Origin of the sequence: Erythrobacter tepidarius, from assembly GCF_002155695.1 — a bacterium.
In the GTDB taxonomy this organism is placed as follows: Bacteria; Pseudomonadota; Alphaproteobacteria; order Sphingomonadales; family Sphingomonadaceae; genus Erythrobacter; species Erythrobacter tepidarius.
The window spans coordinates 1-12,503 of the sequence record NZ_MUYJ01000007.1 but is presented as its reverse complement, the minus strand read 5'-3'; the positions used below and the strand labels follow the sequence as shown (position 1 = coordinate 12,503).

At 61.8% G+C, this 12,503-nt stretch carries 10 protein-coding genes; 9 read left to right on the top strand and 1 reads right to left on the bottom strand.

Annotation, left to right across the window (positions count from 1 at the left end; all coding sequences use genetic code 11):
* Positions 1-2: 2 nt before the first annotated feature.
* Complete coding sequence (locus tag BZF61_RS07995; protein WP_086618342.1) at positions 3-455, bottom strand: universal stress protein; 453 nt, start codon at positions 453-455, stop codon at positions 3-5.
* A gap of 148 nt (positions 456-603) precedes the next feature.
* Between BZF61_RS07995 and BZF61_RS07990 the strand changes: the two genes are divergently transcribed.
* From BZF61_RS07990 to BZF61_RS07950, 9 genes are all read left to right on the top strand, one after another.
* Positions 604-2,028 carry a 2-oxo acid dehydrogenase subunit E2 gene (locus BZF61_RS07990; RefSeq protein WP_086618340.1) on the top strand — a complete coding sequence of 475 codons (1,425 nt, stop codon included), beginning with the start codon at positions 604-606 and terminating at the stop codon, positions 2,026-2,028.
* A gap of 233 nt (positions 2,029-2,261) precedes the next feature.
* The gene (lpdA, locus tag BZF61_RS07985; RefSeq protein ID WP_086618339.1) at positions 2,262-3,674 is read left to right on the top strand and encodes a dihydrolipoyl dehydrogenase; all 1,413 of its coding nucleotides are present in this window, start codon (positions 2,262-2,264) and stop codon (positions 3,672-3,674) included.
* On the top strand, positions 3,674-4,528 hold the full coding sequence (locus tag BZF61_RS07980; RefSeq protein ID WP_086618337.1) for a class I SAM-dependent methyltransferase: 855 nt from the start codon (positions 3,674-3,676) through the stop codon (positions 4,526-4,528). The genes lpdA and BZF61_RS07980 overlap by 1 nt, the downstream gene beginning before the upstream one ends.
* A gap of 256 nt (positions 4,529-4,784) precedes the next feature.
* The gene (locus tag BZF61_RS07975) at positions 4,785-5,483 is read left to right on the top strand and encodes a Crp/Fnr family transcriptional regulator (RefSeq protein ID WP_086618335.1); all 699 of its coding nucleotides are present in this window, start codon (positions 4,785-4,787) and stop codon (positions 5,481-5,483) included.
* A 332-nt stretch (positions 5,484-5,815) separates the two neighbouring features.
* The gene (locus BZF61_RS07970) at positions 5,816-6,031 is read left to right on the top strand and encodes a helix-turn-helix transcriptional regulator (protein WP_086618334.1); all 216 of its coding nucleotides are present in this window, start codon (positions 5,816-5,818) and stop codon (positions 6,029-6,031) included.
* A 172-nt stretch (positions 6,032-6,203) separates the two neighbouring features.
* Positions 6,204-7,076 carry a BrxR family helix-turn-helix transcriptional regulator gene (locus BZF61_RS07965; RefSeq protein WP_086618332.1) on the top strand — a complete coding sequence of 291 codons (873 nt, stop codon included), beginning with the start codon at positions 6,204-6,206 and terminating at the stop codon, positions 7,074-7,076.
* Positions 7,077-7,135: 59 nt separating this feature from the next.
* Positions 7,136-7,957: an IS5 family transposase gene (locus BZF61_RS07960; RefSeq protein ID WP_086618331.1), complete on the top strand. Its 822-nt coding sequence runs from the start codon at positions 7,136-7,138 to the stop codon at positions 7,955-7,957.
* A gap of 126 nt (positions 7,958-8,083) precedes the next feature.
* Positions 8,084-10,933, top strand: a complete 2,850-nt coding sequence (locus BZF61_RS07955; protein WP_086618329.1) for an SNF2-related protein — start codon at positions 8,084-8,086, stop codon at positions 10,931-10,933.
* 29 nt (positions 10,934-10,962) lie between these two features.
* On the top strand, positions 10,963-12,503 hold a 1,541-nt coding region (locus BZF61_RS07950; RefSeq protein ID WP_211276739.1), incomplete at its 3' end, for a hypothetical protein.

The following is a 12,503-nucleotide window of genomic DNA, read 5'->3' as shown; positions in this document are numbered from 1 at the left end:
GCTCAGGCGCGGTGGTCGCTCTTCATCTCGTCGTAATCAGCGGGGATGATGTAGAGCGGACAGGGCAGGGTGCCTGCGATTGCCGAGAAGTGCGTTACCAGCGGGCCGGGCGTATGGCCACGCGCCGCGGCGAGCACCAGCGCGGCCACTTCCCTGTGCTCGGCAAGGAACTCACTGACGATCCGCTGGCTCTGGCCGACCTTGACCGAGATGGTCGGCATGATGCCGCTTTCGGCGAGCAGATTGCCCGCCACGCCATGCGCCAGCATCTCGGCCCGGTCACGCGCTTCGGCCTCAATCGTCGCCTGAACCGCCCCGAAGGCCGAAAAGTTCTGCTGCGGCACCAGCGCGAGCAAATGCACCGCGCCACCGACGCTTGCCGCCCGCCGGGCGGCATAGCGCAAGGCCGCAGTCGCTTCCTCGCTCTCGTCGATGATGACCAGAAATGTGCGCATGTCCTGTCGCCCCGTTGGTCGGGAGGTATCGATGCATTCGTATGGAATGGCAAGTCCTCGCCGCCATCCGGCCTTGTTGGGCCTTGCCCGATGTCAGCGAATTGGCCAGAGGAAGGGCACGGATCGATTACGGGAGTTTCAGCGGATCATGGCGATCGACATCAAGATGCCGGCCTTGTCGCCCACCATGGAAGAAGGCACGCTGGCGCGCTGGCTGGTCAAGGTCGGTGATCAAGTCGCCTCGGGCGACGTTATGGCCGAGATCGAAACCGACAAGGCGACGATGGAGTTCGAGGCGATCGACGAAGGTGTGATCACGGAAATCCTGGTCGCGCAAGGGACCGAGGGCGTGAAAGTCGGCACGGTGATCGCGCGACTGGCGGTGGAAGGTGAAGAAGCCGCGCCGGTGGCCTCCGCGGCGCCTGCTGCCGCGGCTGCGCCCGCGGACGACGCCCCCGCCGCGACACCCACGGCGCGCAAGCTGGCGGAGGCGCATGGCATCGATCTTGCGAGCATCACCGGCACCGGCCCCAAGGGCAGGATCACGAAGGAAGATGTCGAGGCTGCGGTCGTCAAGAGCGGCGGGACGGTTGCGGCTGTGCCTGCTGCGCCTGCTGTCCCCGCATCGACTCCTGCCCCTGCGGCTTCGGCAGAGCGCATTATTGCCTCGCCACTCGCCAGGCGGATTGCCGCGGCAAAGGGCATAGATCTGGCGCTTGTCAGGGGAACTGGCCCCAATGGCCGGATCGTCAAGGACGATGTCGTGAACTTCACGCCGGGATCTGCGGCCGCGGCGCCCGCTGCGGATGCGGCACCTGCACCTGCTGCACCTGCCGCGGCGCCGGCGCCGATGGCGCCACCCAGCCTTGGCGGCGATCTCGATGCGCCATTCGAGGTGCAAAAACTCAACAATGTCCGCAAAGTCATTGCCCGCCGCTTGACCGAGGCCAAGCAGACCATTCCGCACATCTATCTCACGGTCGATATCCGGCTCGATGCGCTGCTCAAGCTGCGCGGCGAACTCAACAAGTCGCTTGAAGCCGATGGCGTGAAACTTTCGGTCAACGACCTGCTGATCAAGGCGCTCGCCCGCGCGCTCCAGCGCGTGCCAAAGTGCAATGTCAGCTTCCAGGGCGATACGCTGCTGCAGTACATGCGGCAGGACATTTCGGTGGCGGTGGCCGCGCCCTCGGGTCTCATTACCCCGATCATTCGCGACGCGGGCCGCAAGGGTCTGGCCGAAATCAGCACCGAGATGAAGGCGCTGGCGAACAAGGCCAAGGAAGGCAAGCTGCAACCGCACGAATTCCAGGGCGGCACGGCGAGCCTTTCAAACCTCGGGATGTTCGGCACCAAGCAATTCGACGCGGTGATCAATCCTCCGCAGGCAATGATCCTTGCGGTCGGCGCGGGCGAACAGCGTCCCTGGGTGGAAGACGGCCAGATCGTCGCTGCCACCGTGATGAGCGCCACCGGCAGCTTCGATCACCGCGCCATCGACGGGGCAGACGGTGCGCAGCTGATGGAGGCGTTCAAGAACCTCGTCGAGAACCCGATGGGGCTGGTGGTGTGACGAGCGCCCCTGCGCTGGCGGTCTTGCTCGCGGCGCGCCCGGCGCGGCCCCCGATCATGCTCGATCAGGCTGTCCTACACCTTGCGGTGCGGGCACCATCGCCGCGATGATCCGTCGCCGCACCTTTGTCCGCGCAGTCGCCTGCGCGCATCCAGCACCTGCCGGGGCAGGTTTTCGGTTTCTGGACTGTGTCTCAAATGTCTCATCGTTCAGCTTCAAAAGGGATCATCTGAATGACCGCCTCCTATGACGTGATCGTGCTCGGTTCCGGCCCTGGTGGCTATGTTGCTGCGATCCGCTGCGCGCAGCTCGGGCTCAAGACCGCGATTGTCGAGCGCGAGAATCTGGGCGGCATCTGCCTCAACTGGGGCTGCATTCCGACCAAGGCGATGCTGCGCTCGGCCGAGATCTTCCACTACATGCGCCATGCGGGCGATTATGGCCTGAAGGTTGCAGGGGAAATCGAGGCCGACCTTGCCGCCATCGTCAAGCGCAGCCGCTCCGTGGCCAAGCAGCTCAATCAGGGCGTGGCGCACCTGATGAAGAAGAACAAGATCGCGGTGCATATGGGCGAAGGGCGCCTGACCGGCGCGACATCGTTGACGGTGAAATCGGAGAAGGGCGAGGAAGCCCTCGCCGCCCGCCACATCATCGTCGCCACTGGCGCGCGCGCGCGCGAACTGCCCTTCGCTCCGGCGGATGGCAAGCGCGTGTGGACCTACCGGCACGCCATGACCCCGACCGAACTTCCGGCCAAGCTGCTGGTGATCGGATCGGGTGCGATCGGGATCGAGTTCGCCAGCTTCTACAACGATCTCGGCAGCGAGGTGACCGTGGTGGAGATGCTCGACCGCATCGTGCCGGTCGAAGACGCTGATGTCTCGACCTTCCTCGAAAAGAGCCTCAAGAAGCAAGGCATCACCATCATGACCGGGGCGGGGGTCGAGGCGATCACGGTGTCGGACAAAGGCGTCAGCGCCACCATCAAGGACAAGACGGGCACGACCATCAGCGACGACTTCACCCATGTGATCGTCGCCATCGGGATCGTGCCCAATACCGAGAACATCGGCCTTGAAGGTCTTGCTGAGATGGATCGCGGCTTCATCCAGGTCGACCCCTATGGCCGCACCAAGTCCCAGGGCCTGTGGGCGATCGGTGACTGCACCCCGGGTCCATGGCTCGCGCACAAGGCGAGCCATGAAGGCGTCACCTGCGCCGAGGCCATCGCCAGGGAATTGGGCAATACCGAGGTTCACCCCCATCCGCTCAACCGCAGCAATATTCCGGGCTGCACCTATTGCCACCCGCAGGTTGCCTCGGTCGGCCTGACCGAAGCCAAGGCGAAGGAAGCGGGCTACGAGGTGCGCGTCGGCAACTTCCCCTTCATCGGCAACGGCAAGGCGATTGCGCTCGGCGAGGCCGAGGGCTTCATCAAGACCGTGTTCGACGCCAAGACCGGCGAACTGCTGGGCGCGCACATGGTCGGCGCGGAAGTAACCGAACTGATCCAGGGTTTCACCGTCGGCAAGACGCTGGAAACCACCGAGACCGAGCTGATGCAGACCGTGTTCCCGCATCCCACCCTCTCCGAGATGATGCACGAAAGCGTGCTCGATGCCTATGGCCGAGCGCTGCACTTCTGATGGGCGATAAGGCAGTCGAGGCGCTCAAGGGCGAGGACTGGGCCGGCGAGATGGGCGCCCGCTGGCTCGCCAATCTCGAACGCTTCGAGGGCATGATTGCCCCCATCGGCGAAGCCCTGCTGGAACGTGCGGCCTATCAGCCCGGCGAGCGGGTGCTCGATCTGGGTTGCGGGGGCGGGGCAACGACGCTGGCGATAGCCGAGGCGGTAGGCCCGGACGGGGCCGCCATCGGACTCGATATCGCGCCGATGCTGGTCGAGGCCGCTGCCCGCCGTGCGGCCGCGGCGGGCAGTGCTGCACGCTTCATCTGCGCCGATGCTGCAAGTGCCGATCTCGATGAACCTCCCTTTGACCGGCTGTTCTCACGTTTCGGCTCGATGTTCTTCCCCGAACCGGTTGCCGCCTTCGCCAACCTCAGGAGGATGCTCAAGCCGGCCGCGCGGATCGATCTGGCGGTATGGGCGCACCCACGCGACAATCTGTGGATGATGGAAGTGATTGGCGTGGTGCGCCAGCATATCGAGATCCCGCCCGCCACACCACGTGCGCCGGGGCCCTTTGCCTTCGAGGACTTGGCCTATCTTGAGGAGATCCTGACCGGCGCGGGCTTTTCGGGAATGGATGCGGTGCCCTACTCAGGCCGCCAGCCAGTGGGCGGGCCGGGCGCGACACCCGAGGAAGCGGCTGATTTCGTGCTGTCGTCGATGGCGGTCGGCCGCGCGCTCGACGAGGCGGGCGAGGCCACCCGTTCGGCGGCGCGGAGCGATCTGGTTGATCTGTTCACCCGCTGCCATGTCGAAGGCGAGGGCGTGATGTTGGCCTGCAAGGCATTGCTGGTGCAGGCGAGCGCCTGACGCGCGACAAAATGGGCCCACACCCGTTGCACAGTGTGGGCCCAGGGTCACGGAAGGGGAGGCCCCTTCCGCCGGGTCGCTCGGTCAAACTCGGTTCCGCCGGACTTATTGCCGGGCGGCGTCTGGTCAGGTGCATAAGCGAATGCATTGCCTCCGCCTGTGATGGGCATCACGCGGGGCCAAAAAAATGTTTGATAGGAAGCGGCGCGGGAAGAAGGTTCAGGCCAAGCAAGACCGACCAATGAAGCGAGGCGCGATGGACAGAATCGATGATCTGATTGCGAAGCTCGCACCAGGGACCTTGCTGCGGGCCCTTGAACCGGCCCAGCTGCACGATCTGCTGGCCAACGCCGCCCGCCGCGAGCTGAAACGGGGCGAGGCGATCATCAATCAGGGCGACGAAGATGGCGACTTCGCGGTTTGCCTGCTGGCTGGCGGTTTGAAGATCAGCATGGTCAGCGCGAGCGGGCGCGAGATCATTCTCAACTATTGCGGCCCTGGCGAGATCGTTGGCGAGATTGCGATGCTTGACAAGGGTCCGCGCACTGCCACGGTTACTGCTGCGGTGCCGTCGACCGTGCTGCTGCTGCCGGGGCCGACATTCCTTTCTGCCGCGATGGCCAATCCGACTTCGGTCGCAGGGGTGATGCGCGAACTGGCGCGCCGAATCCGGCAGCTCAATCTGGTGATCGAGAGCGACCGCACCTTCTCGATGGCGCCGCGTCTGGCGCGGGCGCTGGTGCGTCTGATCGATCACGAGCAGGGCAAGGGCAGGCTGCGCTTCAACCTGAGCCAGAGCGAACTTGGCGCCTTTGCCGGACTCGCGCGCGAGAATGTCAGCCGGTTGCTGTCGGAATGGGAAGCGCAGGGCGTGATAGCGCGCGAAGGGCGCGAACTGGTGCTGCTCGATCTGGACTATGTGAGCGAATTGGCCGAACTCGGAGAGGGGGCGTGATGTTCCGGGACGCAACCGCCGCGCCTGTTCTGCCAGCGCAGGAACAACGCCCTTTCGGTCACAAACCCGTGGGGCGCCAGTGGCGCATCCTTTTGTAAGGGCTGGCGGAGCGGGAGGACTCTTCGACAAACTCGCTCGAAGTATGCCCCACATCGCGCCAGCATGCCCTCGTATTCGTAGGTGAATCTTCGCCTTCGAGGAACTTCTCTGTTCAAGACAAGGTGCAGCAAAACCCCGGTTTTGTGGCTCCCGGCAGTATTACCTTGATAGTGTTTTCCGTCCACGCCTTCGTTGTTTCGCAGTCAAACGGGCCTGAGCGAAAGGAAGTGGAAATGAAGGCAGTACACATGAACCAAATGGAGTTGGCCGAACGCTGGCGGATCAGCCCTCGTACTCTTGAGCGATGGCGGTGGATTGGGGACGGGCCACGTTTCGTCAAACTCGGCGGCCGGGTCGTCTACCGCTTGTGTGACATCGAGGAGTACGAGCAGGCGATGATACGGTCGAGCACCTCGGACAACGTTCATACCGAGCAAGCGGGCGCGTGACCATAGCCCCGGTATGGCGGTTGGCCGAGGCGCTGCCGCCATCCTCGCCCTCTCCCCTGCTTGCATACCCTACCAATTTCGATTGAACCCACACCGCTTCTCAGATAGCTTGATCGAAAATCCAGAAACTGGGCTGGCCTAGTTTCGGGACGGATCATGTCACTGGGAGTGCATGGTGGGAACAGAGAAGGCTGATCTTCGGTGGGGCGTCGAGCGTCGGCTCGAATTCATCGAGTTCCGCCTGTTTTGGGAGGGGCATGTGAATCGGGGCGATCTGATGGATGCGTTCAGTGTGTCGGTGAACCAGGCGTCTACCGACCTGAACCGCTACATCGGCATGGCTCCGGACAACATGACCTACGACAAGAGCGCCCGGGCCTACATCCGAGGCAGCAAGTTCGACCCACTGTTTCTGAAGCCGGACGCTAACCGATACCTCTCTCAGCTTCGTTCTGTCGCCGATGGCATCCTCGACCGGGCTGATGCCTGGATCGGGCAATTTCCGTCCTACGACTCCGCGCCGACGCCCGTGCGGGGCGTCAACGCCAAGACCCTGCGTTCGGTGGTCGCCGCAATCCGCCGATCAGAAGCCATCGAGGTCAAGTATCAGTCGCTGTCCCAGCCGGAGCCGCGCTGGCGCTGGATTGCGCCACACGCGATCGGGTTCGACGGTTTCCGCTGGCACACAAGGGCCTTCTGTCTCACCGATCAGAGCTTCAAGGACTTCCTGCTCTCGCGGATCATCGAGACCCGCGGCACCAAGCCGAGCGAGATCAGCGCTGAAGGGGATGCCGACTGGAACGAGCATGTCACTTTGGAGATCGGACCGCATCCTGAACTGTCTGAGACGCAGCAAAAGGTCATCGCGCTCGATTACGGAATGCGCAGCGGAAGGGCCACGATCCCGGTCCGCAAGGCGCTTCTGTACTACGCGCTGAAGCGGCTAGGTCTCGACACCGACCCATCTGCCCGCCGGCCGCAAGACCAGCAGATCGTACTCTTAGAGCCTGATCCGAAACTAAGTTGGGTGGTATCAGCGGGTTAGCTTGACGCCAGCCCAAGTCGTTGATTCAGGGTTTTTGCGAAAACTCCCGGAGATCAACGATGTGGACCGATACCACTCGGGCGCAGTATGCCCGCGCGGAACTGGCTTTGCCAAGCGATTTGACCGATGCCGAATGGGCGGTGCTGGAACCGCTCTTTCCGCTCCCCTCCCATGTCGGGCGTCCGCGCAAATGGCCGCTGCGGCGGATTGTCGAGGCGATCCTGTATCTGCTGCGCGGCGGCCTGCCGTGGCGGATGCTGCCGCCGTGTTTTCCGCCGGTCTCGACCGTGCGACGCTGGTTTTACCTGTGGCGGGACAACGGACTGTGGTTGTCGTTGAACCATGCCCTGTTGCTGATCGGGCGTGAGGCGGTTGGTCGGGAGGCTTCGCCCAGCGCCGGAGTGATCGACAGCCAGAGCGTGAAAACCACGGAAAGCGGCGGCCCTTGCGGCTATGACGCAGGCAAGAAGATCAAGGGACGCAAGCGCCATATCCTGACCGACACCGAGGGCAATCTGGTTCACGCCGTGATCCACACCGCCGACATCCAGGACCGCGACGGCGCGCCGCTGGTGCTCGCCGAGATCATCTGCCGCTTCCCGTGGTTGCGCCATGTGTTCGCCGATGGCGGCTATGCCGGTGACAAGCTTCGGCAGGCGCTGCGTCGGATCGGCAAATGGACCGTCGAGATCGTCAAGCGGTCCGATACCACAAAAGGGTTTATCGTCCTCCCGCGCCGCTGGGTTGTCGAGCGAACCATCGCTTGGCTCAATCGAAACCGCCGCCTCGCCAAGGACTTCGAGCAAACCATCGCATCGGCCACCGCATGGCTCTTCATCGCTTCGGTCCAACTCTTCGTGCGCCGTATCGCAAGACTATGAATTTACGCGGAATAATTTTGAATCAGACTCTTAAACAAAAGCGCGATCGGCCAAATGCGCCCCCTGCCCACGTCGGGTTCTGACCATGGTTAGAACCCTAGAATTCCAGCCGGGGGGCGTGATCAATTGATTACTGAATACCATGCAAAGCTATTTGCACTCGAGCTCAGTAAGCGGCACTCAGTTGCTGATGCCGAAAAGCTGACTGGTGCTCTCTTGGACGCGCAAGTGGACCTGAACCCGCATCAGGTGGAAGCCGCCCTTTTTGCATTCAAATCACCGCTGTCAAAGGGTGCCATTCTTGCTGACGAGGTAGGGCTTGGAAAAACGATTGAAGCCGGACTCGTGCTCGCCCAAAAATGGACCGAAGGCCGCCGCCGTATCCTCGTTATTACTCCGGCAAATCTGCGTAAGCAGTGGTCGCAGGAAATCGAAGAAAAGTTCTTTCTGCCAACCCTGATCTTAGAGGCAAAGAACTACAATAAATTGGCCAAAGATGGTGCGCGGCGCCCATTCGAACAGAAGAAGCTCGTTATCTGCTCGTTCCAGTTCGCCGCGCGACATGCCGACGAGCTGATGGTCATCCCGTGGGATCTGGTGGTCATCGACGAAGCTCACCGGCTTAGAAACGTCTATAGGCCCGACAACCGGATCGGCCGAGCACTGAAGGGCGCGCTTGCAAATGTTCCGAAGGTACTCCTGACGGCGACCCCGCTTCAGAACTCACTGATGGAGTTGTACGGTCTCGTCAGCCTGATCGATGACTACACATTCGGCGATGTGAAGAGCTTTCGAGCGCAATATGCGCGTTTGACCGGTGACGGCCAGTATGAAGAGTTGAAGCATCGCCTTCAGCCGGTTTGCCACCGTACTCTGCGCCGACAGGTGTTGGAATACATCCGCTACACCAACCGGATACCCATCACCCAGGAGTTCGTTCCAAGCGAGGCGGAGCAGTCGCTCTACGACATGGTGTCGGAATACCTTCGGCGACCGTCTCTGCAGGCACTGCCGTCTAGCCAGCGGACGCTGATGACCCTCATCATGCGCAAGCTGCTGGCTTCTTCCACGTTCGCAATTGCGGGCGCCCTCGACTCCCTAGCCCGGAAGCTGGAACGCCAGCTCAAGGATGACACGAACCTTCGGGAGAAGCTCGAAGAGGAAATCGCCGAGGACTACGAGGAATTCGAGGAGGTCGCAGACGAGTGGGGACAGGACGGCGCCGAACCGGAGCTTCTATCCGCCGATGACATTGCCGCAATTGAGCAGGAGATCGCCGACCTGCGGGCGTTCCGCGATCTTGCGGTATCGATATCGGAAAATGCAAAGGGTCAGGCGCTATTGCAGGCGCTTCGCGCAGGCTTCGCCAAGGCGGCTGAACTTGGCAGCGCCGAGAAGGCGATCATCTTCACCGAGTCGCGTCGCACGCAGGAGTATCTCCTACGGCTGCTTTCGGAGAACGGGTACGCCGACAAGCTTGTGCTTTTCAACGGATCCAACTCCGACGCCCAATCGAAGATAATCTATGAAGAGTGGGTAGAGCGCCACAAAGGCACCGACCGCGTGACCGGCTCGCGTACCGCCGACATGCGTGCCGCACTGGTGGAGCATTTCCGCGAACACGCGTCAATCATGATCGCAACCGAAGCCGCGGCCGAAGGCATCAACCTGCAATTCTGCTCCATCGTCGTGAACTACGACCTACCGTGGAACCCGCAGCGAATTGAGCAACGGATCGGGCGCTGCCATCGGTATGGCCAGCTTTACGACGTGGTCGTGATCAACTTCCTCAACAAGAACAATGCGGCCGATCAGCGCGTCTACGAGCTGTTGGCCGAGAAGTTTCAGCTGTTCTCCGGCGTGTTCGGCGCTTCGGACGAGGTACTCGGAGCCGTTGAGTCTGGCGTCGAATTTGAGAAGCGGATCGTTAACATCTATCAGAATTGTCGAACCACCGAAGAGATCGAGGCTGAATTCGAACGCTTGCGTGCCGAAATGGATGAGAGCATCAATGCTGCCATGGAGGATACGCGCCGGAAGTTGCTGGAGAACTTCGACGCCGAGGTCCATGACCGCCTCAAGATCAATCTGGACAAGAGCCGGGAATATATCGGACGCTATGAGCGAATGTTGTGGGCGCTAACCCGGCATGAGCTGCGGCAACACGCCAGCTTTGATGACGAACACCTCACTTTCACCTTGAAGCGCGCGCCAAACGGTCTGGACGTCCCGACCGGGGGCTACGGCATCGCCAAAAATGGCCTGAGCGAACACAGATACCGCCTGGGGCACCCGCTCGCACAGCACGTGATTGCCAAGGCGCGCGAGCGCGATCTGAACAGCGCAACCCTCGTGTTCGATTATTCCGGATGGCCGGCCAAGGCGGTCAGCATCGAGCCGTTGGTCGGGCAGTCAGGTATCCTCGCCGCACGATGCCTCAGCTTCTCCGGATTTGACGAGCAGGACCACATTCTTTTTGCAGCCAGGACGGATGATGGGCGCGATATCGACCCTGACATTGTTCGACGCCTGTTCGAAATGCCCTGCCGAAAAGCCGAGGGCGAGATCGGAGATGGACGTGCTCTGCTGGAACCCATCCTTGCGCAACGCGAACAGGACGTCATCGAGGCGCTGAAGCAACAGAACGCCCAGTGGTTCGCCGAGGAAAGCCGGAAGCTGGAGAAATGGGCCGAAGACAAGGTCTTTGCCGCCGAGAAGGAATTGCAGGACGCGAAGGCGCGGATCCTTGAGCTCAAGCGCGAGGCGCGTACGGCCGAATCCCCAGAGCAGCAGCATCGCATCCAGACGCAGATCCAGGAGCTGGAAAAGTCCAAGCGCCGTTTGCGCCAACGAATCTTCGAGGTGGAGGACGAGATCATCGAGGAACGAGATCAGATGATCGCCGACCTGGAAGCCCGCCTCCAACAGGATATCAGCAAACAAGAGCTCTTCGCCGTCCGCTGGGCGGTCGTGTGAGCCGACAGAACGCAGGAGAAACCCGTCACATGCCGAACGTCGAGAAACAACGAGAACGTCTGATCAACCTGCTGAAGGAGCTGTTCCAGCTCGACCAGCCCGACCTGGACTTTGGCTTTTATCGCATCATGCATGCCAAGGCCGGTCAGGTGACCAAGTTTCTCGAGGAAGACCTGCTCGGCATCATCCGCGATGCCTTCGGCGAGGCGGACGAGGCGCGCATCGCCGAAGCGAAGGCCACTTATGAAGCCGCGCGGAAGCAAGCAGAAGAATTCGGCGCGCCCGATCCGGATGCCGCTCCGAAAGTGAAGGAAGCCAAGGCGGCCTGGGATGCGGCCAGGGAAAGTGGCAGCAACGAGGGTGACGTCTACGACCACCTCTACCGCTTCTTCGAGCGCTATTACGACAACGGTGACTTCATGAGTCGCCGCTACTTCGCGCGCGAGACGGATGGCAAGGCGGCCCCCTATGCTGTCCCCTATGACGGGCGCGAGGTCTATCTGCACTGGGCCAACCGTGACCAGTACTACATCAAGACGTCCGAGTACCTGACCAACTTCACGTTCGATCCGACGCAGGCGAAGGAGTTCCAGGCGCATCACGGCGCGCTGGTCGAGCAGAAGCCCCTCAAAGTCCACTGCCGGATCGTCTCGGCGTCCGAGGGCGAGCACAACAACGTCAAGGCGTCCGAACAGACCGAACGCTACTTCATCATCCACGAGCCCGAGCCGGTGAAGATCGAGACGGGCGACACCGGCGAGCCGGAGCTGGTGATCCAGTTCCAGTACCGCCCGGACCCCGAAAAGACCGGCCAGGAAGGTACCTGGCGCAAGAAGCGCCTCGCCGAGGCGGCGGACATGGTGAAGGCGCTGCTGCCCAAGCTGGACGGCGCGGACGACTATGTGACCGCGCTGATGACCCCGGCACCGACCGAGGCCGAGAAGGACCGGACGCTGCTGGAGAAGTACCTGGCCCAGTACACCGCCCGGAACACGATGGACTACTTCATTCACAAGGATCTGGGCGGGTTCCTGCGGCGCGAGCTGGACTTTTACATCAAGAACGAGGTCATGCGGCTCGACGACATCGAGTCCGCCGACGCGCCGCGCGTGGAAACGTACCTTGCCAAGATCAAAGTGCTGCGGCGCATCGCGCATCATCTGATCGACTTCCTCGCCCAGCTCGAGGACTTTCAGAAAAAGCTGTGGCTGAAGAAGAAGTTTGTCGTCGACACCCAGTACTGCATTACGCTCGACCGTATTCCGGAGGAGTTCTATCCCGAGATCGCGGCCAATGACATGCAGCGAGAGGCTTGGGTGCGGCTGTTCGCAATTGATGAAATCGACGGCTACTCAGAACCGCTAACGGACGATTTTCTGGAATCGAACCGCACGCTTATTGTAGACACTGGGTTCTTCGGCGCGGACTTTCGGGATAGACTTGTCGCGGAGCTAGAAGACATCGACGAAACCACCGAAGGCGTTTTGATTCACTCTGAGAATTCGCAGGGCCTCAGGTGGACACCTCGAAGAACCTGCTGTTTTCGGCCTGATGAGGGCGCGGATGGTCT